24 protein-coding genes and 1 pseudogene are annotated in these 19816 nt (G+C 68.9%); 11 read left to right on the top strand and 14 right to left on the bottom strand.

Translation table 11 applies throughout. The annotated features are described in order from the left end of the window. Positions 1 to 236 precede the first annotated feature (236 nt). On the top strand, positions 237 to 662 hold the full coding sequence (locus tag AB0L60_RS12055; protein ID WP_364611339.1) for a hypothetical protein: 426 nt from the start codon (positions 237 to 239) through the stop codon (positions 660 to 662). A gap of 532 nt (positions 663 to 1194) precedes the next feature. On the opposite strand, the gene AB0L60_RS12050 is transcribed toward AB0L60_RS12055, so the two are convergent. The 4 genes from AB0L60_RS12050 to AB0L60_RS12035 form a co-directional block, all read right to left on the bottom strand. Further along, positions 1195 to 1488 (bottom strand): hypothetical protein, encoded by a 294-nt coding sequence (locus tag AB0L60_RS12050; RefSeq protein WP_364611336.1) that lies wholly within the window; start codon positions 1486 to 1488, stop codon positions 1195 to 1197. Between the two features lie 371 nt (positions 1489 to 1859). Continuing rightward, on the bottom strand, positions 1860 to 2240 hold the full coding sequence (locus tag AB0L60_RS12045) for a DUF2784 domain-containing protein (protein ID WP_364611333.1): 381 nt from the start codon (positions 2238 to 2240) through the stop codon (positions 1860 to 1862). A 19-nt stretch (positions 2241 to 2259) separates the two neighbouring features. Further along, complete coding sequence (locus AB0L60_RS12040; protein ID WP_364611330.1) at positions 2260 to 3036, bottom strand: O-methyltransferase; 777 nt, start codon at positions 3034 to 3036, stop codon at positions 2260 to 2262. 293 nt (positions 3037 to 3329) lie between these two features. Continuing rightward, the gene (locus AB0L60_RS12035) at positions 3330 to 4790 is read right to left on the bottom strand and encodes an SDR family NAD(P)-dependent oxidoreductase (protein ID WP_364611327.1); all 1461 of its coding nucleotides are present in this window, start codon (positions 4788 to 4790) and stop codon (positions 3330 to 3332) included. A 110-nt stretch (positions 4791 to 4900) separates the two neighbouring features. On the opposite strand from AB0L60_RS12035, the gene AB0L60_RS12030 reads away from it, so the two are divergent. The 3 genes from AB0L60_RS12030 to AB0L60_RS12020 all read left to right on the top strand — a co-directional run bounded on the left by AB0L60_RS12030 (position 4901) and on the right by AB0L60_RS12020 (position 7399). After that, a complete protein-coding gene (locus tag AB0L60_RS12030) occupies positions 4901 to 5368 on the top strand; it encodes a hypothetical protein (RefSeq protein WP_364611324.1) in 468 nt (155 codons plus the stop codon). A gap of 236 nt (positions 5369 to 5604) precedes the next feature. After that, entirely contained in the window at positions 5605 to 6750 is a 1146-nt protein-coding gene (locus tag AB0L60_RS12025; RefSeq protein WP_364611321.1) for an acyl-CoA dehydrogenase family protein, read from the top strand. 1 nt (position 6751) lies between these two features. Beyond that, positions 6752 to 7399, top strand: a complete 648-nt coding sequence (locus AB0L60_RS12020; protein ID WP_364612014.1) for a TetR/AcrR family transcriptional regulator — start codon at positions 6752 to 6754, stop codon at positions 7397 to 7399. A gap of 21 nt (positions 7400 to 7420) precedes the next feature. Here AB0L60_RS12020 and AB0L60_RS12015 read toward each other — a convergent pair whose 3' ends face one another. Beyond that, entirely contained in the window at positions 7421 to 8458 is a 1038-nt protein-coding gene (locus AB0L60_RS12015) for a saccharopine dehydrogenase NADP-binding domain-containing protein (protein WP_364611318.1), read from the bottom strand. Positions 8459 to 8607: 149 nt separating this feature from the next. On the opposite strand from AB0L60_RS12015, the gene AB0L60_RS12010 reads away from it, so the two are divergent. After that, a complete protein-coding gene (locus AB0L60_RS12010) occupies positions 8608 to 9477 on the top strand; it encodes an AraC family transcriptional regulator (protein WP_364611315.1) in 870 nt (289 codons plus the stop codon). Here the strand turns inward: AB0L60_RS12010 and AB0L60_RS12005 are convergent. Then, positions 9474 to 10385 (bottom strand): NADP-dependent oxidoreductase, encoded by a 912-nt coding sequence (locus AB0L60_RS12005; RefSeq protein WP_364611312.1) that lies wholly within the window; start codon positions 10383 to 10385, stop codon positions 9474 to 9476. The genes AB0L60_RS12010 and AB0L60_RS12005 overlap by 4 nt on opposite strands. Positions 10386 to 10659: 274 nt before the next feature. Here AB0L60_RS12005 and AB0L60_RS12000 point away from each other — a divergent pair, with 274 nt between their 5' ends. Then, complete coding sequence (locus AB0L60_RS12000) at positions 10660 to 11070, top strand: helix-turn-helix domain-containing protein (RefSeq protein ID WP_364611309.1); 411 nt, start codon at positions 10660 to 10662, stop codon at positions 11068 to 11070. A gap of 10 nt (positions 11071 to 11080) precedes the next feature. Further along, positions 11081 to 11929: an LLM class F420-dependent oxidoreductase gene (locus AB0L60_RS11995; protein ID WP_364611306.1), complete on the top strand. Its 849-nt coding sequence runs from the start codon at positions 11081 to 11083 to the stop codon at positions 11927 to 11929. A 60-nt stretch (positions 11930 to 11989) separates the two neighbouring features. Here AB0L60_RS11995 and AB0L60_RS11990 read toward each other — a convergent pair whose 3' ends face one another. Next, a complete protein-coding gene (locus AB0L60_RS11990) occupies positions 11990 to 12568 on the bottom strand; it encodes a YdeI/OmpD-associated family protein (RefSeq protein ID WP_364611303.1) in 579 nt (192 codons plus the stop codon). Positions 12569 to 12645: 77 nt separating this feature from the next. On the opposite strand from AB0L60_RS11990, the pseudogene AB0L60_RS11985 reads away from it, so the two are divergent. Together AB0L60_RS11985 and AB0L60_RS11980 are read left to right on the top strand one after the other, a co-directional pair. Beyond that, positions 12646 to 13760 (top strand): annotated as a pseudogene (locus AB0L60_RS11985) (serine hydrolase domain-containing protein). A 326-nt stretch (positions 13761 to 14086) separates the two neighbouring features. Then, positions 14087 to 14380: a hypothetical protein gene (locus tag AB0L60_RS11980; RefSeq protein WP_364611300.1), complete on the top strand. Its 294-nt coding sequence runs from the start codon at positions 14087 to 14089 to the stop codon at positions 14378 to 14380. Here AB0L60_RS11980 and AB0L60_RS11975 read toward each other — a convergent pair. Continuing rightward, the gene (locus AB0L60_RS11975; RefSeq protein WP_364611297.1) at positions 14377 to 14526 is read right to left on the bottom strand and encodes a hypothetical protein; all 150 of its coding nucleotides are present in this window, start codon (positions 14524 to 14526) and stop codon (positions 14377 to 14379) included. The genes AB0L60_RS11980 and AB0L60_RS11975 overlap by 4 nt on opposite strands. Positions 14527 to 14555: 29 nt before the next feature. Between AB0L60_RS11975 and AB0L60_RS11970 the strand changes: the two genes are divergently transcribed. Then, entirely contained in the window at positions 14556 to 14831 is a 276-nt protein-coding gene (locus AB0L60_RS11970) for a hypothetical protein (RefSeq protein WP_364611294.1), read from the top strand. Between the two features lie 6 nt (positions 14832 to 14837). Here the strand turns inward: AB0L60_RS11970 and AB0L60_RS11965 are convergent, their stop codons facing one another. The 6 genes from AB0L60_RS11965 to AB0L60_RS11940 form a co-directional block, all read right to left on the bottom strand. Beyond that, a complete protein-coding gene (locus AB0L60_RS11965) occupies positions 14838 to 15179 on the bottom strand; it encodes a hypothetical protein (RefSeq protein ID WP_364611291.1) in 342 nt (113 codons plus the stop codon). Between the two features lie 201 nt (positions 15180 to 15380). After that, positions 15381 to 16445 carry an ATP-dependent DNA ligase gene (locus tag AB0L60_RS11960; protein ID WP_364611288.1) on the bottom strand — a complete coding sequence of 355 codons (1065 nt, stop codon included), beginning with the start codon at positions 16443 to 16445 and terminating at the stop codon, positions 15381 to 15383. Further along, positions 16442 to 17542, bottom strand: a complete 1101-nt coding sequence (locus AB0L60_RS11955) for an ATP-dependent DNA ligase (RefSeq protein ID WP_364611285.1) — start codon at positions 17540 to 17542, stop codon at positions 16442 to 16444. Before AB0L60_RS11955 ends, AB0L60_RS11960 begins: the two co-directional genes overlap by 4 nt. Before the next feature lie 51 nt (positions 17543 to 17593). Next, on the bottom strand, positions 17594 to 17989 hold the full coding sequence (locus AB0L60_RS11950) for a cold shock domain-containing protein (RefSeq protein WP_364611282.1): 396 nt from the start codon (positions 17987 to 17989) through the stop codon (positions 17594 to 17596). 43 nt (positions 17990 to 18032) lie between these two features. Next, positions 18033 to 19136 (bottom strand): SPFH domain-containing protein, encoded by a 1104-nt coding sequence (locus tag AB0L60_RS11945; RefSeq protein WP_364611279.1) that lies wholly within the window; start codon positions 19134 to 19136, stop codon positions 18033 to 18035. A gap of 37 nt (positions 19137 to 19173) precedes the next feature. After that, positions 19174 to 19395 (bottom strand): hypothetical protein, encoded by a 222-nt coding sequence (locus AB0L60_RS11940; RefSeq protein ID WP_364611276.1) that lies wholly within the window; start codon positions 19393 to 19395, stop codon positions 19174 to 19176. Between the two features lie 159 nt (positions 19396 to 19554). Here AB0L60_RS11940 and AB0L60_RS11935 point away from each other — a divergent pair, with 159 nt between their 5' ends. Next, positions 19555 to 19728: a hypothetical protein gene (locus tag AB0L60_RS11935; protein ID WP_364611273.1), complete on the top strand. Its 174-nt coding sequence runs from the start codon at positions 19555 to 19557 to the stop codon at positions 19726 to 19728. The last annotated feature ends 88 nt before the right edge of the window (positions 19729 to 19816 follow it).

Here is a 19816-nt window from a genome sequence, read left to right as displayed (position 1 = left end):
CAGCGGTTCCGATGACGATGTGCCCATGGTGCACTGGCCGGAGCCGAGCCGGCTCGAATCGTGGTGGCACGCCGTCATGTACCCCGGTGCCGAGCCACCCACGCCCACATAACCAGCAGCGGCCCGATCGGCGCGGACAGTACGACCAGGGGTGCTGGATTCCAGAGCATCACGATGATGCGACCGCTCGGTTTCTTCTGGGGTAGCGTTCGCCGTATGGTGCGCCCTCGGCGCCGATGCTCGCCACGGCCGGGCCCGTTCCCGCCGACGACGACACCCGGTACGCCTACGAATGGAAATACGACGGAATCCGCTGCCTGGCATGGATTTCCGACGGCGTGTGCCACATGGTCAGCCGTAACGGCAACTCCCTGGGCGCGGCCTTCCCCGAGATCTCCCACGCTCTGCTGTCGCTGGCGGCGGGGCGGGAGATGACCCTCGATGGTGAACTGGTGGCCCCGGACCGGGATGCCGCGGTTCTCCCGGATCGGGCGCCGCATGGGCGTGACGCGGCCGAGCCCGGCACTGATCCGGGTGCCGGTGTGCCTGTATGTGTTCGATCTGCTGGGTTTCGGCGGCCGAGACGCCTGCGGGCGGCTGGTGCTGCTCGGGGCGGTGGGGACCGGGTTCAGCGACGCCGCCCGCCGGGTGCTGCAGCGTGAGCTGCTGGCCCTGGCCGTTGCCGCACCGGCGGTCACTGTCGGCCGTGCAGATCTCGGCGAGCCGGTGGGGCGGGATCGCGTAGCGATGCGAGGGCTGACGAGCAGGTTTCGGCACCTGCCGGGCCGGATTGTCCGCACGCCGGATCCAGCCGCTGTCCTCGGCGTAGCGATACACACAGCGCACCGCGCCAACGAAATGCTCGACCGCGCTACCTCGGCCCCACGACGCGCGGCTCGCACGGGCGCCGGCCTGCACCTCACGCGCCCGCTGCTCCAGGTCGAGCTTGGAGATCTCATCGAGTCGGCGGTCGTCCCAGTGCTTTTCGAGCCAGGACAGGTGGGTGTCGTAGGTGCGCAACGTGCCCGGCGTCAACGTCGTGCGGACCTTCGGGACGACCTCGGCGAACGTCGGTGCCGAGGTCCCGGCGACCAGATCGAACGGGGCGATGCCCATCTGCGACAGCAAAAGTCAGGCCGCTGCCACCGTCTCCGCCGACGCACCTGCGGACGCTGTGGCGGTGCCGGGGCGCGGTCATCGGGACAGTCCGTCCAGGACGGGTCCGAACACCTCGGCGAGCGCCGCCGGCGCGTAGATAGCCAGGCGCTTGCGGGACGGGTTGGCGAGCAACAGAACCCGGTCGCCGAGCAACAGATTCACCCGACGCCGCCAGCGATACGGGACCCGGACGAAACCGGCCCGGACCACCATCACGGCGCCGGGCACCACGTCGGTCCCGGGCTCGGCGACCAGCACCGCGCCCTCGGTGCGCAGGCCCAGCCGGTCGCCCTCGGACCAGCCCAGCGCCGCTAAAAGCTGCCGGTCCACAATCCGGCCCCCTGACCGATCGTCGAGAGCCCAAAGGCCAGATCCGACGGACGAAGCATTGCAGGTCAGTGCAGATTCGACCCGTCCATTCGGTGTTTGGGACAGACGAGCCGCCTCGCCATGGAACCGCTGTTCTGCCAGCTCAGATACGGTTTCCATCTTGCCAAGAAGTTGCCAAGACAGCGCTGAACAGGCCGGATCGAACGGCACAGGACGGCCGGAACGCCTTCAGCACGCCGCCGATCCGTGCGCCTCCGGATATCGAATACACGGCCTGGGGCGGTGATCCAGAACTCCGGATCACCCGGCCATCGGGCTGGCGCCCTCAGTCCGCAATGAGGCTGAATGATGTCTTTAGCTGCGTAAACGCGTCAATGCGCCGCGGTGGTTCTCGCGCCGCGGCGGCGCGAGAACCACACCAGCCCGGTCCAAGAAGCCAGCACGCACAGCGCCACCAGGATGCGCACCAGGTCCAGAGCATCGCGCGGATAGAGCACGCCGGTGATGTAGTAGTCGATGAACCCGCTCGACGGCAGGCCCGCCTCGCCGGCCCGATGCCGCGCCCAGTTCTCCAGATTCGTCAGCGGGCACTCGATGGTGAGCAGCACCGTGCTGAAACCCCAGCCGAAGGCGAGCAGGTGCAGCCAGATGGTGTGCGGCCAGCGCCAGGCGATGAAACCACCCACCACCACATAGGCCACGAACAGGAAGTGCATGATCGCGGTCGCGTCGGCCAGCAGCCGGTAGCCCATGACCCCAGGATAGAAGTGATCAGCCCAGGTACTCCGATTCCAGGACAAGATCTTTGAGCAGGGACTGGTATTCGACGTGGGTGTCGTGCTCGATGGTCCGCCAGCTCGCGCCCTCGGCCTCGTGCAGGTAGCGGCGGTACTCCGGGGCACCCGGGATACGCACATTGTCGGCGACCGCGATGCTGCCCGGATGCAGCCAGCCGGCCGCCAGGATGGTCTTCAGATCGGGCAGGTAGGCGCTCTTGTCATGGTCGATGAAGACGAAATCGAGTGTGCCGGAACCGAATCCGTACTCGCTCGCGAGCCGCTCGACCGTCTTCCCGCCGTCGCCGATCGTGCCCACCACCACGCTCACCCGATCGGCGAGTCCGGCATGTGCCAGCAGGGTCCGAGCGATCCCGGCATTGTCGGGATTGAGCTCCACCGACACCAGGCGCGCCCCGGGGGAGAGGGCCCGCCCGATCCGGACCGCGCTGTACCCGCAGTAACCGCCCAGCTCGAGCGCCAGTTTCGGCGCAGCCCGCTGCACGGCGGAGTCCAGGATCAGCCCCTTCTCGTCCCCGACGTTCACCAGCATGCTCCGCGTACGGGCGAAGCCGTCGTAGGCCGCGAGCACACTGTCCGGATCGCCCGCGGTGGAATGGGTGAGTACGTAGTCCCGGGCGGCGGCCTCACGGCCATCGCCCACCTGCCCGGTCCGCATGAAAGTTGGCCCGCCCAAAGCGAATCGAATCACCGACCAGCGCAGGAACGGCAGTCGCTCCCGCAACGTGGTGGTCAAGGATTTTCCACTCATGAGATCGTCCGTTCTCGTAGTGGGGGAGTGCGTCGATTATGGTCCTGTGCTGGGACGTTGGGGTAGGGCGGGGGTGCTGTCCGAGAGGCCTGGGCGCGGATAGGGAGTCTCCTTCGGCTGGGAAGGAGGGCCTGAACCGGCGTGGCGTCGTTGAATCGTGGACATAACATATCGATACGGACATATGCGCATCTAAACATGAATCACCCTCTCATGAAAAAGTCCCGTACCAGCCCCATCACCCTCAAAAACAGCCAAGAGGGGAGGGGCCGGTCAGGCCCAGGTGGGGTGAGTTACCAGTTGGAGGGTTCGTAGTCCTTGAGGAAGCACCCGTAGAGGTCGTCACCGGCTTCGCCGCGGACGATCGGGTCGTACACGCGAGCCGCGCCGTCGACCAGGTCGAGGGGTGCGTGGAAGCCCTCCTCGGCCAGGCGGATCTTGGTGTAGTGCGGCCGCTCGTCGGTGATCCAGCCTGTGTCGACGGCGGTCATCAGGATCTTGTCGCCCTCGAACATCTCGCGCGCGCTGGTGCGGGTCAGCATGTTGAGTGCGGCCTTGGCCATGTTCGTGTGCGGGTGGCCGGCGCCCTTGTAGCCGCGCGCGAAAACGCCTTCCATGGCTGACACATTCACCACGTACTTGCGCCGGGCCGACGCCGCGGCCATGGACGGGCGCAGCCGGGAGATGAGGATGAACGGTGCGACCGAGTTGCACAGCTGCACTTCGAGCAGTTCGGTGGCGTCGACCTCGCCGACGGTCTGGACCCAGCTGTTGGTGTGGGCGAGGTCGGGGACGAGTCCGCCCGCGTCGATGGCGACACCCTGCGAAATGCGTTCCGGCGTGGCCGATCCGGCGACCAGAGCCAGGTCGGTGATGTCGGCCGCGGTGAGGTCGGGTGTGAGAGAGGCGGTGAGTGCGGTGGGGTGCGCCTGCATGGTCTTGCCGAAGCTGATCACGTCGGGCAGTTCGCCCGCGGGCAGGGGCCCGTTCTCGGCTTCGACCAGAGCGCTGTAGGCGCCGGCGGTGCGGCGCACGGTCTGTGCGGCGTTGTTGATGAGGATGTCGAGCGGGCCCTGTGCGGCAATGTCATCGGCGAGTGCGACGACCTGCGCGGGGTCGCGGAGGTCGATGCCGACGATGCGGAGCCGGTGCAGCCAGTCGGCGCTGTCGGGCTGGGCGGCGAAGCGGCGGATGGCGTCGTTGGGGAAGCGGGTGGTGATGGTGGTGTGGGCGCCGTCGCGGAGCAGGCGCAGGGCGATGTACATGCCGATCTTGGCGCGGCCGCCGGTGAGGAGGGCGCGTTTGCCGGTGAGGTCGGTGCGGGCGTCGCGTTTGGCGTGGCTCTTGGTGGCGCAGTCGGGGCAGAGCTGGTGGTAGAAGGCGTCCACGCGGGTATAGCGCTGTTTGCATATGTAGCAGGGGCGCGGTCGCAGTAGGGTTCCGGCGCTGGCTCCGGTGGTGGTGGAGCTGATCGGGATACCGGCGGTTTCGTCGTCGATGCGGTTGGGTGAGCCGGTGGCAGTGGCGGCCACGACTTCGCGGTCGGCTTCGGAGACGGCGTCGCGGGCGGCGATGCGCTTGTTGCGCTTGAACTTCTTGAACATGTGCGCGACGGCCCGCTGCACGGTGACGGAGTCCGGGTGTTCCTTGTCGAGCTGTCCGGCCTGTTCGAGGACGCGCAGGCAGATGGCCAGGTCGCCGGGGTCGATGGCCGGTGCGTCGGACTGTGGTGCCGGGGTGGTCTGCTCGGCCATCGGAAGCTGCGGTGATCCTTCGTGCGCGGGGTGGTGGACGAGCCATTCTCTCAAAGGGCCGGATGTGGGAAACGCCCGGCCGTTGCGGGGCCGGGCGTTGTGGTGGTGGGGTGCGGTCGGTTGGCCGTGGCGCCGAGGGGTGCGAGGTCGCCGGCGTCGTCGTCGCGGCCGCTTTCGGCGAGCCGGGTTTGCAGGCGGGCGGGGGCGTCGTCGCGGACCTGAATGAGGGCCTGCCACACCGTGTTCGGGATGTCGGGGTGTCGGGGTGTCGGGGTGAGGGCGGTGAGGAATTCGGCGATGTCGTCCATGTCGTCGATGAGGGTCAGGACGCGGGTGCGGCCCTCTCGGTCCTGAGCGAGGACGAGGTCGACGAGGGTGTGGATGTTGTCGCCGCGGGACGCGGTGAGGACGGCTGCGCGGGCTTGTTCGTGGGTGAGGTCGCCGATGAGGGCGGCGAGGGCGGGTTTGGTGGTGTCGGGGAGGCGTCGACGAGTGCCAGTGCCTGGGACCAGATCGTTCTCGGCGGTGGTGTCGTTGACGGATCTGTGGTTGTCGGATTCGGATTCGCCGTCCGGTGATCAGACCGCGGAGTTCGTGGAGCGGGCGGTGGAGCTGGTATGGGGCTCATCGATGGGTTCCTGCGGCGGCAGGGGATCGAGGCGGATGCGGGCACGCCGATCTTCTCGACCTTGGCCGAGGTGAATCAGTCCCGGTCGGGCGATTGTTGACACATTGTTGACACACCGCCAATAGCCGTGCACGCTGAGGGGCGAGGCGCTCAGGCGCACCCTTTCAGGCAAGCGAGGAACGGACGATGGCACGCCCCGCATGGAGCGACGACGAGGTCGAGGCGGTACGAGGATTGGCGACCACCTTCTTCGAGAAGGAGGTGATTCCGCACGAGGAGAAGTTCATCGCCCAGGGGCACCCCGACCGCGCGCTCTACAACCGCGCCGGTGAACTGGGCCTGCTGTGCGCGGCCATCCCGTCCGAATACGGTGGTGGCGGTGGCACTTTCGCCCACGAGGCGGCGATCATCGAGGCCCAGGCGCACTGCGGTGACGGTTCACTGGGCATGTCGGTGCACTCCTCGATCATCGCGCCCTACCTTCACGAGTTCGGGTCCGAGGAACTCAAGAAGCGGGTGCTGCCGAAGGCGGCCAGCGGTGAGATGGTGCTCTCGATCGGCATGACTGAACCGGGGACCGGCTCGGACCTGCAGAACATCAAGACCCGCGCGGTGCGTGAGGGCGACGAGTACGTCATCACCGGCTCGAAGATCTTCATCTCCAACGGGTGGCTGTGCGATGGCATCATCATCGCCTGCAAGACCGACCCCGCCCTGGGCGCGGCCGGCGTCTCGCTGATCTTCGCCGAAGTGGGCGACGACACTCCAGGTTTCACCCGCGGTCGCATCCTGTCCAAGATCGGCGGCAAGGCGCAGGACACCGCCGAGCTGTTCTTCGACGGCCTGCGCGTGCCGGTGTCGCACCTGCTGGGCCCGGCCGAGGGTCAGGGCTTCTATCAGATGATGCAGATGCTGGCCCAGGAACGCCTGGTCACCGCGATCATGGCGGTGGCGATGACGGAGAAGGCGGTCGAGTTGACCGTCGACTACACCAAGGGCCGCGAGGCGTTCGGCAAGCCGCTGTTCGCCATGCAGAACACCCGTTTCGAGCTGGCGGAGTGCGCGACCATCGCCAAGGTCGGGCGGGTGTTCCTCGACGACTGCATCACCAAGCATCTGCGTGGTGAGCTGGATATCCCCACCGCGGCCATGTCGAAATACTGGTTGACCGACCAACTCGGTAATGTGGTGGATCGCTGCCTGCAGTTCTTCGGCGGCTATGGATACATGACCGAATACCCGATTTCCCAGCTGTACACCGGCGCTCGGGTCCTGCGGATCCTCGCGGGAGCCAACGAGGTGATGAAGGATCTCATTGCCCGCTCACTCTGATATCGACATCGAGCCGCCCGCGTCCGAGGACGCGGGGGACGCGCGGTCGCGGCGGCGCCGGCTCGAACCCGACGAACGCCGGGCGCAGATCCTGTCCTGCGCCATCGACATGTTCGGCGAACGCCCGTATGCGGCCGTGTCCACCGCCGAACTGGCCCAGCGGGCCGGGGTGGCGCGCGGGCTGATCAATCACTACTTCGGCAACAAGCGGGACCTGTATCTCGCGGTGGTGCGGCGGATGGTGACGCTGCCGCGGCCGGAGAAGATGATCGTGCCCGCCGGGACCACCCGGGAGCGGGTGGACGCCAGCGTCTCGTGGCTGCTGGACACCATCGGTGAGCACGGCAGCACCTGGGTCAAGGTCACCGGGCACGAGGGCGTCGGCGACGACCCCGAGGTGCAGCGCATCCTCGACGAGGCCGACTACGCCGCGGCCGACCGCATGGTCCAGATGATGGGGCTGAGCGAGTCGCTGCACTCGGCCGAATTGCGGGCGCTGGTGCGCTGTTACGGCGGGCTGGTGAAGGCGGCCGGGCGCGAGTGGATCGTGCGCGGCAGCCTGACCCGCGAGCAGGTGCACCACCTGCTCGCGGACGCGTTGCTCACGCTGGTCAGCGACACCTTCCCGAAGGTCGACGCCGGGCGCTGATTCCCGTGTGGGACACGGCGTTCAAACGGCGGCGAGCTCCTCGACCTGCCAGGTCACCCCGGTGGTGGCGAGGTGGTCGAGGAAGCTCGCGGCGTCGAAGGCCTGGGCCGGGGCGAGGGTTCCGGCCGGGGCGCCGTCGGCGACCAGCCGGCGCGCGGCCTCCACGGCGATGACCGCGGTGGAGGCGTAGGCGTTGAACCCGGTCACCCAGCCGCGGGCGCGGCGGCCGTCCACGCCGGTGGCCTCGGCGAGCATGAACCAGCGCGCGGCGTCGAGCGCGGCCGGGTCGGGGGCCTCCGGAAGGGTTTCGGCGACTTCGGAATTCAGGCTCGCGAACAGCTCGCCGACCTCGCTGCGGATCACCCCGCGCACGCGGGGCGTCTCGAGATGACGGGGGATGGTGTAGACGCCCGGCAGCGCGAGAGTGCTCATGGGCACTGGTTCGGCCTCGCCCGGTTCGAACAGGGTGGATTCCGATACCTGCACCGATTGCCAGCTGCCGGAACGGTATTCGATCTGCTCGGCGACCGTGATGGCGGCCATGGAGCGTGCGGTGCCCCGGGATGCGGCGCCGGGGCGGCGCAGGTCGGCGATGACGACCTCGCCGATCGGGGCGGTGAGGCGGGCCGCGGTCAATGCGGCGATGAGGTCGCCGGGCACGCCGTCGTCGGTGACGGCCGGAACGACGGCGATCCCGGCCTGTTTCGCGGGTTCGTCGTAGGTGGTGAGGATCTTGTGCAGGTAGGCGGGCTCGCCGGTGGTGTCGAGGTAAGGGCGGCGGGCGGCGATGGCGGCGCGCACGACCGGTTCGCCCCAGAGGGTGAAGGGTCCGGCGGCATTGATCACCGCGTCGGTGCTCGCGAACGCGGCGGTGAGGGCCGCGGTGTCGTCGAGGCGGGCGACGTGGATCTCGGCCTGCGGGATCGCGGCCTGGTCGGCGATGCGGCGCAGGCGGTCCGGGTCGCGGCCGACCAGGACCGGGGTGAGGTCGCGGCGGACGAGCTCGGCCACGACGAGGGAACCGGTGAAACCGCTGGCGCCGTGTACGGCAATACGCATGGGAGACAACTCCATCGAGTGAAGGGTGCGAGCCGCTCGATCGGCTCGCAGTTCACGCTATGGATCACGATCCGGACGATCCATGCTCGAAAGTCCGGTCCTGATATCCGATCGTCCGGTGACGGTGGAATGGCCGGTACGGTTGGGTGGTGGACATTCTCAGCGACGCGGTCGCCGCGATGCGGTTGGGCACCCCGCACTCCAACCGGACCGTCAAGCACGCGCCCTGGCGCACGCATTTCCCGGCGCAGGGCAACAGCGCCGGATTCCATGTGGTGCTGCAGGGTTCGTGCTGGCTGCTGCCCGACGGCGGGGAACCGGTGCACCTGCAGGTCGGCGACGTGGCGTTCATGCCGCGCAGCCGCGGCCACGCCATCGCCGACAGTCCCGAACCCGCACGCACCGTGAGCGCGTCCGGCGCGGAGACCGTATTACTGTGCGGCGCCTATTCTCTCGACGGCTCACGCCCGCACCCCGCGCTGGCGGAACTGCCCGATGTGATCCATCTGCCCGCCCGCGTCGGCCACCACAGCCCGCTGCGTGCCGCCATCGATCTGCTCGGCCACGAGCTCGACACCCAGGACGGGTCCGGGGCCATCGCGCCGCTGCTGGAGGTGCTGCTGCTGTTCATGCTGCGCGCCTGGCACGACGCCCACCCCACCGGCACCGGCTGGGTTGCGGCACTGCGGGATCCGGCCGTACACACCGCCTTGCAGGCCATTCACGCCGAGCCGGGCGCGCCGTGGACGGTGCAGTCCCTCGCGGCCCGCGCCGGGGTGTCGCGCTCGGTGTTCGCGCAACGCTTCACCGCCACCCTCGGCACCGGCCCGCTGACCTATCTGACCTGGTGGCGCATGACCTGCGCGGCGCGGCTGCTGCGCGAGTCCGACGCCCTGCTGCGGGTGGTCGCGGAAAAGTCCGGCTACACCTCCGAATACGCGTTCGCCAAAGCATTCAAGCGCGAATTCGGGGTGGCGCCAGGACAATTCCGCGCCCAGGGCCGACCCGAAGCCGCCTAGGGGAGCAACACCAGTCGCCCGCGCAGGCCGCCCTTCTCGAAGCGGGCGTGCACGGCGGCGGCCTCGGCCAGCGGGAAGGTCTCCGCGATGCGCAGGGTGAGCGTGCCCGCCTCCACCAGATCCACCAGCTCGGCCAGTCGGCGGCCGTCGGGGGCCTGCTGGACCGTCGTCACCGTGATCCCGCGCTCGGCGGGCGGGGTCACCGGCGGCAGCAGCGCCACGAACGCGCCGCCGTCGCGCACCAGCGGCAGCAGCGACGCACCCACCAGCGCGGCATCGATGACGGCATCGACGCTGCCCGCGCCCACACGCCGCGTCAGATCCTCACCGCGCGTGGCGAATTCGGTCGCACCCAGTGACTTCACCAGGTCTTCGTCTCCGGGCCCGGCCACGGCGATCACCGTCGCGCCCCGTGCCGCGGCCAGCTGCACCGCGTATCCGCCGACACCGCCGGCCGCGCCGGTCACCAGCACGCGGGCTCCGGGGGCCGCCGCCACGGCCAGGTCAGCGGTGATCGCATTGAGCGGCAGGGTCGCCGCGGCGGTCGGATCGACGCCGGTCGGGGCGGCCGCGACCAGCTCGGCCGCAATCGTCACGTACTCGGTGTAGGCGCCGTCGAAGGTGGCCAGCCAGGGAATCAGCCCGACCACCAGCCGCCCCGGCTCGGCGTCGGCCACTCCCGGACCGGTCGCCTCGATCCAGCCGGAGAATTCGACGCCGGGCACGTAATGGTCGCGCTCGGGCAGCAGCGCGGCGAACGCCCCGGCCCGCGCCCCGATATCGACCGGATTGACCGGGGCCGCAGCGATTTTCACCAGCACCTCACCCGGTCCCGGGACGGGTACGGGGACGTCGATCAGGTCGAGGACCTCCGGACCGCCGAAACGGGAGAAAGCAACAGCACGCATGGGAATGCTCCTGTGACTGGGAAGGAATGAAGGTCCACCGGTGGAACGCCGCCGCGCCGGGTGACCGGCGGTGCGGGGCGTGGATTCACCGTAGGTCGGGGTCCGGGTGCCCGGCCAGTAGGCACCGAAAAGTATCCAAGTCACCGGTGAGAACGCGGATCGCGACCCGAAGCGGTCCCTGCGGGCGGGAATGCGCACGCCACCGCGTCGGCTGTACCTGCACAGCCAGTAGTCGATCCGGGCTCGCGACCGGGCCCGCACCAGGGGAGTGACGATGCCGACCACCACCGCCGCGCAACGCCGGGAACAGGCCAAAGTCGAGTACAACGCCTTCCTCGCCGCCTGCCCCACCAATCAGATGCTCGACACCATCGGCGACAAGTGGACCTGCCTGATCCTGGCCGCGCTCGGCCCGGGACCGCGCCGCTACGGTGAGATCGGCGCGACCGTGGCCGCGGTCAGCAACAAAATGCTCACCCAGACCCTGCGCACCCTCGAACGCGACGGCCTGGTGGTGCGGCGCATGACCGCGCAGGTACCGGTGCGCGTGGACTATTCGCTGACCCCGCTCGGGCAGAGCCTGCTGGTGATCCTGACCCGGCTGCAGCAGTGGGCCGAGGGCCACATGGACGAGGTGCTCGCCGCGCGCGCCGAATTCGACAACGCCGCCGGGAATGCGTCGTGATCTTGATGCGTTGGCCGCTGATATGGCATTCGACTACCTGGGCAAGTTCGGTGCATGGCAGTTCTACACGCAGTTCACCCCCGAAGCGGTGCGTGAACTCGAAGACCTCGGCTACGGCGCGGTCTGGCTGGGCGGATCGCCGCCGACCGACTGGGACGGTTACGAGAAACTGCTGGCCGGATCGGAATCGATCGTCGTGGCCACCAGCATCGTCAACGTGTGGGGCTCCACCGCCGAGGCGGCCGCGGACACCTACCTGCGGCTCGCGGAGAAATTCCCCGGCCGGTTCCTGCTCGGCATCGGCGTCGGCCACCCCGAGCACACCGGCACCTACACCAAACCCTATGACGCCCTGGTGAACTACCTCGACATCCTCGACGCCCGCGGCGTCCCGCAGCAGGGCCGCGCACTGGCCGCGCTGGGCCCGCGAGTGGCGCGACTCGCGCGCGACCGCAGCGCCGGCGCCCTGCCGTATCTGACCGTGCCCGAGCACACCGCCGAGCTGCGCGGCATCCTGGGCCCCGACAAGCTGCTGGTCAGCGAGCACAAGGTGGTCCTCGACGAGGACACCGTGCGAGCCCGGGTCGCCGGCCGCGAGAAGGCCGGATTCTATCTGGGCCTGGTCAACTACGTGAACAACCTGCGCCGCTTCGGTTTCGACGAGACCGACCTGACCCAGCCCGGCAGCGACCGGTTCGTGGACGCGGTCGTCGCACACGGCAGCGCCACCCAGGTCGCCGACCGGCTCGCCGAACACGTGCACGCAGGTGCGAACCATGTCGCGCCGCAGGTCGTCGGCGGGGACTACCTCGAGGTGCTGCGCACCCTCGCGCCGCTGCTGGCCGAACGACTGAACTGAACCCGGCACGAACCGATTCCGGGTGCCGGAGCCAGATCCGGCACCCGGAATCGGTCGGTTTCAGTGTGATTCGAGGCTGCCGAGCGCCTTGTCGAGACGGGAAGCGCGGGTTTTCGCGGTTCTCGCCCGCAGCAACTCCAGCACGATCGCATACTGGCGGGCCCGGTCCAGGGCATCGAAGGCGTGCCGGGCGCGGGGTCGATCGGCCAGCGCGGCAGCCAGATCCGGCGGCACCGTGAAGTTCGCCTGCGACGGGTAGGCTGCGGCCCACCGCCCGTCCGCGCGGGCTGCGTCGACCTCGGCGAGTCCCGGCGCGCGCATGCGCCCGGCGGCGATCAGGTGGGCGACCTTGTCGACATTGACCTGCGACCAGTGGCTGCGCGGGCGGCGCGGCACATACTTCTGCAGGTAGTAGTCGGCGTCGAAGGCCTTGCGCTGCCCGGAGATCCAGCCCCAGCACAGTCCGACATCGACCGCCTCGTCCTCGGTGAGCGTGGTGATGCCCGAGCCCTTCTTGGCCATGCGGATCCAAACCCCTTCCGGGCGTGCGTGATTGGCTTCGAGCCAGGCGTCGAAGGCGGCGGCGTCGGGGAAGGTCACCGGATCCATGACCGTCACTGTGGCAGACGGTACCGACATTCGAACTCTCCACCACGCCGGAAAATTGTCCCAGACACACCTTGTCGAGGTGGTCGCCGCGCGGCTACCGTGGATCGATGACGACCTCCAGCTCCGCCGCCGCTGCCGGACTGCCCACCGGGGTGCACGGCACCACCGAACCCCGATTCGACTCCGCCATCAAGACTTTCGCCCGCGTCTTCGCCGGCCGCCGCGGCAACGGCGGCGCACTGGCGGTCTACCAGCACGGCGAACCGGTCGTCGATGTCTGGGCCGGCGCCGCCGACGCCCACGGCACCCCCTGGACCGCCGACACCGGCGCCATGGTCTACTCCGTATCCAAGGGTGTCTCGGCGACCGTGCTGGCGCGGCTGGCCGACCGCGGGCTGCTCGACTACGCCGCCCCGTCGCCGAATACTGGCCCGAGTTCGCCGCCAACGGCAAGGCCCGCATCACCGTCACCGAACTGCTCAGCCACCGCGGCGGCCTGTCCGCGCTGCCCGCCGCCACCCCCGGCGAGGTCCTCGACCACGAACTCATGGAAGCGCGGCTGGCCGCCGCGAAACCCGATGAGCTGCTGGGCAGACCGATCTACCACGCCCTCACCATCGGCTGGCTCATGAGCGGACTGGCCCGCGCCGTCACCGGCCGCGAGATGACCCAGCTCTACCGCAGCGAGGTCGCCGACCCCCTCGGCGTCGACGGCATCCACCTGGGCCGCCCGCCCGCCGGGTCCCGCACCCGGCCCGCCCACCTCGTCGGCTCCCTGAAAACCCTTGCCGAACGCGGCATCCCGGCCGCCGTCCCGCGCCTGCCCCGCCTGCTGCGCGCCCCGCTCTCGTCGATCTACGTTCCCGGCCTGGAATCCATCTTCCGCGGCGACGACCCCGCCATCCTCGACACCGCCCTGCCCGCCGGCAACGCCGTCTGCACCGCAACGGCATTGGCGAAAATGTACAGCGCCCTGGCCTGTGACGGATACGTCGACGGCCGCCCTACCTGTCCACCCCGACCGTCCGCGAACTCGAACGCATCCGCACCTACCGCCTCGACCGCAGCCTGCTGGTCCCGTTCTGGCACCTGGGCTATCACAGCCTTCCCGCGGCGCGCGCACCCCGCGGCTACGGCCACGTCGGCGCCTTCGGCTCCACCGGCTGGACCGACCCCCGCTCCGGCATCTCCGTCGGCTTCGTCCACAACCGCATGTCCCTGACCTGGAGCCCCCTCGACCAAACCCTCGTCGTGGCCCTGCTCCACCTGATCCTGCGCGCCGCCCGCGAACCCGCCCTCGACATCCAGCAGCCCACCGCCGACGCCGCCTGAATAGGCGTGCGCAGCGAAAAGTCCTACGACACAACACCATCGGCGGTGTGCGTGATCGGTATCGAGACTCCACACCGGGGCGCCGAGGCGGTGTGAGCGTCCTTCGAGCAGGTGCAGGACAGGTCGTCGTAACCCACACATTACGTCGGCGAGTGCCCGGAGCAGGCCCCGGTGGCGGGGTGGGTTTGTCGGTGACCGGACCTATCGTTTGGGCGCATGACCGATATCGCTCCTCTAGCCTCCGCCGCGCGAGCGGTGTTCGGCGACTCGGGTGTGCACGCCGTCGTGCGGTCCGGGCGCACCGTGCACGCGGTCAGCCTCGGGCACTGGGTCGAGGGCGAGGAGGTTCCGGAGCTGTTGTGCCACACCGGTGTTGCCGGGTGGTCGCCGACTGCGCTGGAACCGACCCGGGCGGAGGTGACGTGCGCCCGGTGTCTGCGCAAGATCGGGGGATCGGCCGCTTCGTCGCGTCAGCTTGCGCTGTTCGGGGACGGCAGCCAGGACGGCTAGGTGAGGGTGTCGCTGAGGTGGGCCAGCAGTTCGGCGCGGTGGCGGGCGGCGGCGGTGGTGGCCGCGGTGATGGTGGCCAGGATGGCGGCGGCCTCGTCGCGGGTGGCGTAGGCCGAGGTCACCAGCGGCGCAAGGGTGTCCGCCACGTCGGCCAGGGCCCCCCACCTCGTCGCCCGTGCGCTTCAGGACGGGCACCGCCGCCGCTGCGGTCTCGGTGGACGCCAGCGGCGTGATCCCGCCGCGGTGGGCGTCCACGGCCGCGCGCACGGTGCCCGCCACCGCCGCCAGCGCCGCCCGGGCTGTCTCGTCGGGGCGGGACCCGTCGCCCAGGGCCGCACGCAGCTTCACCAGCGGCGCGACCAAGGCGGTGACCAGAGCGGGTTCCTCCACCGCGGTGAGGTCTGCGCCCGGAATGCCGGTCTGCATATTGGTTGTCCCCCTGATCCGCTGACGGGGCCTACGCCTGGATTTCGTCGGTGCCGGGGACGGCGCCGGCGATCCTGGCCGTGGACTCGGTGTCCACCCCGCCGAGCACGGTCCCCCACGTGGTAACGACCTGGCCGTAGGCGCCGGTGAGCGCCGACGCGGTCTGCAGGTGGCCGCCGTGGGTGGTCCAGGCCGCCGCCCAGGCCGCGGCGAACCCGTCGCCGAGGGTCCCCAGCCCGGACAGGTCCATACCGGCCACGGTGTGCGCATGATCCTTCGCGGTGCTCAGCAGGGCCGCGGCATCACCGGCCGCACGCACGTACGCGGCGGCGGCCCGGTGGTCCCACGCCACGCGTTCGATATTGCTGTCCATCGAATGTCCCTCCTGTCGGTGGTGTGTCGGAAACTGTTCGGACAGCACGACATTCCAGATATAGCGCGAGTCGTCGGCGTTGTCGCCGATGACGGTAACGCCACAACTCGCCGTCCGCCACCAAGAGACATCTCACAACCGCGCAGCCCCGGCGAGTGCGGCTCGTCGGGGCTGCGCGGTGAGAGTGCTACCAGCACACCGCTATTCGGCGGTGTCCCTGCGGGCCTTGCTCGGCTGCACGCGCGGCGGCTCGTTGGGCATCTTCGGATAGACCGGCGGCCAGGGCGCGTCCATCAACCCTGCGGCCATGTCCTTCTCCGACATCTCCAGCAGTGGCTCCAGGGACTGGGGGACACGATCGGCCCACGGGTCACCCAGTTCGGCGACCCGGGCCGGAACCGTCGCGATGGTCAGTTCGTCCGGGACGATCGCCTCCAGCGCCTCCCACGAAATCGGGGTGGACACCTGCGCGCCGACCTTCGGGCGGACACACCAGGCACCGAAAACCGTTTTGTGCGGGGCATTCTGGTTGAAATCGACGAACACCCGCGAACCCCGCTCTTCCTTCCACCAGGCGGCGGTGATGCGGTCGGGGTGGCCGCGCTCGAGCTCGCGGGCCAGCGCGACCGCCGCGGCGCGGACCTGATAGCCGTCCCACTGCGGTTGCAGCAGCGCGTACAGGTGCAGACCGCGCGAGCCGGAGGTCTTCACGCGCACATCGATACCCAGTTCGGTGCACAGCTCGCGGGTGGCGAAGGCCGCCGCGCGCAGATCGTCGAAACCGATACCGGGGGAGGGGTCCAGATCGATGCGCAACTCATCGGTCACACCGGTCGGCGGCAGGACAGTGCCGGCCGCGTCCATGACCGGCGGAAACGTGGAGGCGGCCTCGGCGCCGGCATGGGTCGGCCAGACGTGGAAACCCAGGCAGCCCAGGTTTACCGCCCACACGATGTGCGCCATATCGACAGCGACCAGCGCGTCGCTGGTGGTCCCGTTCGGCGTCGACACCACCGTGGTCTGCAACCAGTCCGGCACCGACTTCGGCACCCGCTTCTGGAACCAGGACTTGCCCGAGGCCCCATCCGGATACCGTTCCAGCAGCACCGGCCGCCCGCCGATGGTCCGCATGATCGGATCGGCAACGGCCAGATAGTAATTCACCAGATCCAGCTTGGTTTCCCCACGCTTGGAGAAGTACACCTTGCCCGGATTGGAGACGCCGACCGTATGCCCGGCCACCTCGAGCTCCACCGAATCGCTCACCGCGCAGTCCCTTTCGCGTTCCTGGCGTCGGCGAAGATGTCGGCCAGCTCGGCGGGGGCCACCTCGTCGAGCTGGGCGTAGGTACACGAGTCGGGGGTGCGGTCGGTGCGGAACCGCACCAGCCGGCCACCGTGGCGAAGCCGGCCCGCCATCACATGCTCGTAGCGCACCTCGGCCACCAGCTCCGGGCGCAGCGCCTCCCACGAGAGATCCTTGCCGCCGGTCCAGCGGCTCACCCCGCCCGGCATCTTCCCGTCCGCCGTGGCCTGCGCGGCCGCATCGGCCCACGACCGCCACGGATGCTGTTCGAGCGCGTTCTCGCGCAACGGTTCCAGCTCACCCACCAGCTCCTTGCGCCGCGCCGCGGTGAAACTCGACGCCACCCCGACGTGATGCAGATTCCCCTCGTCGTCGAACAACCCCAGCAGCAGCGACCCCACCCCCTGCCCGTCCTTGTGCCAGCGGAACCCGGCCACCACGCAGTCGGCGGTCCGCTCGTGCTTGATCTTGAGCATCACCCGCTTGTCCTGCAGGTACGGCAGATCCGCCGCCTTGGCCATCACCCCGTCGAACCCGGCGCCCTCGAAGCGGGTGAACCAGTCCGCCGCCACCTGCGGGTCCTCGGTCATCGGCGTCAGATGCGTGCCCGGGGCCTGCCCGTCGAGCACGGTTTCCAGCATCCGCCGCCGCTCGGCGAAGGGCCGATCGGTCAGATCCTGCTCGCCCAGCGCCAGCAGGTCGAAGCCGACGAAGCTGGCCGGTGTCTCCACCGCCAGCTTCTTCACCCGCGAGGCCGCCGGATGCAGCCGGTTCTGCAGCGTGTCGAAATCGAGGCCGTTCTCGGTGACGACCACGATCTCCCCGTCCACCACGCACTTGTCCGGCAGCGCCCGACCCAGTAGTTCCACCAGTTCGGGGAAGTACCGGGTCAGGGGCCGGTCGTTGCGGGAACCCAGTTCGATCTCGTCGCCGTCGCGGAAGACGATGCAGCGGAAGCCGTCCCATTTCGGTTCGAACAGCAACCCCGGGTCACGGGGCAGGTCCGAGACCGATTTGGCCAGCATCGGTTTGACCGGTGGCATGACGGGCAGTTGCACACGACCTCCTCGGTTCGCGATGGACCCGAGACCGATCGTAATGCGAACCGGTCAGTTCTCGATCCACCCGTGCTGATCGGCGAAGGCGGTGAGCCGGTCGCGGATGGTGATGATCTCCGCCGCGGTCAGCTGCGGCGAGGCATCCAGCAGCAACTCGGTGATCAGCCGGCGGTGCTCGGCCGCACTCATCTGCCCCGACCCCCGATGATCCTTGCCCTTGGCGTGCCGCACCGGGGCCGACTGCCCCGGCACCACCGCCAGGTTGATCGCCTTGGGACCCCGATCACCCTCGGTCACATCGAATTCGAACATCCGCCCCTGGCGCAACTCGTCCTCGTCCAGCCCGATGTCGTTGACGTGCACGAACACATCCGGACCACCGTCTTCCGGACGGATGAATCCGAAACCCCGAGAGCTGTCGAACGACACCAATTTCCCGATGGACACCTAAACACCCGCTCCTTGTCGCCGCGTCCCTCTGGCGGTCACTCTAGTCCGCGGGCTGATCATTGTTGGAGGAAAGTGCCTTTTGCAACGAATTGAAGACCGTCAGCCCCTGGCCCACCATGCCGTTCACGATCTCCGAGACCCCGTCGGGACCGTTGAGCACGGTCAGATTCGCCTTCGACAGGCCCACCGACGCCTGCTTGACGATCTCGGGCAACTGCTCGATCAGCAGCTGATCCAGCGCGATCCGGTTGTTCGACGCCGCCGCCTCGGCCTGGATGCGCGTGCGATCGGCCTCGGCCTCGGCCAGGATCCGCACCCGATCCGCCTCTGCCCGAGCCGGTTTCACCACCTCGGCCTGCAACTGCTGCTCGCGCAGCTCGGCCTGCTTGCGCGCCTGCTCGGCCTGTGCGGACAGCACCTCCTGCATCGCGGTGGCCTGCGCGAGCGGACCCGCCTGCGCCGCTTCGGCATTGGCCTTGTCGATATCGCGCTGGTACTGGGCCTTGAGGATCGCGGTCTCGCGCTGGTACTCGGCCTGCTTGCGCTGGGACTCCTGCTCGGCCTGGGCCGCCAGCTGCGCGGCCGCGGCCTGCGCGATCTGCGCGTCCCGCTTGACCGCGGCATTGTGCGGGGCGGCCAGGGCCGCGATGTAGCCGAGGTTGCCGTCGTCGATGTGCTGGATCTGGAACGAGTCCACCCACAGCCCGATATTGCTCATCTCCACCTTGGAGGCCACCAGCACCTCGTCGGCCAGCTTCTGGCGTTCGCGGATGATCTCCTCTACCGTCATCGAGCCCACGATCGAGCGCAGATGCCCGGAGAAGATGCGCCCGGTCAGCACGCTCATCTCGCGCTCCTGCTCGGACAGGAACCGTTGTGCCGCATTGACGATCGACTGTGTGTCGTTGGCGACCTTGAACGCGATCACCGCCCGCACATCGAGCTGGATGGCCTGCTTGGTGACGCAGCGTTCGCCGATCTCGGCCTCGAACATGGCCAGCGACAGATACCGCACCTTGCGGAACAACGGCACCACCCACGCGCCGTGCCCGATGATCACCCGAAACGGTGCGTTGTCCTTGCCGCCGCGGCCGCCGCTGACCAGCATCGCCTGGTCCGGCGCCGGAACGTGGTACCCGAGCATCGCTGTCTCCCTCTATTCGTGGAAAGAAGTTCTCGATCTATCGATCGCCCGGAAGGGGAATCCACGCAACAACATCGACGATGCGCCCTGGATGCACGGCCACGACGAGCACGGTCGCGCCGGCCGGCAACGGCTCCTCGGCGCGGGCGATGTAGAGCTCGGTTCCCCCTCTAATAGCGACCTGCACTTCACCGAGGAGTCCCTTGCCCCGGATCGGCGAGGTCAGCGTACCGGTCAGGCCCACTACCGGGTCGGTCATCGTGAATGATCTCCTCGACTGGATCGCTCGAGAACGCCAGCGTACGCGCGCCGAGGGACCCGACCGGGGCGCCGGGGAAATCGCCGGATATTTGCTACTGCTCGGTATGATCGGGTGATCCGGCTCCTGGCGACCATCGCGCTGCAGAGAGGATCCCTCGTGAGCACCGATCGCATCCCCGTCGATCCCATCGATTCCGAGGGCAGAAGCGATGTGCGCGAACCGGATCCGGGCGACCCGTCCGAGTTCGAGATGCGAGCCGAGGCCGCCGCCGACGCGGCCGCGGAGAACTTCTACGACAATGACGATGGCCGGCCGCCACCGTCGGAATGAGACACGATGACGATGCTGCCCGGATGCCGCCGAAACGCCGATATCAATATGTGCTGGTTTCGTAACCGACCGGCTGGCAGGCTGAACC

Source organism: Nocardia sp. NPDC051981 (assembly GCF_040680715.1).
Lineage (GTDB): Bacteria > Actinomycetota > Actinomycetes > Mycobacteriales > Mycobacteriaceae > Nocardia.
This window is presented reverse-complemented; position numbering and strand designations above follow the sequence as displayed.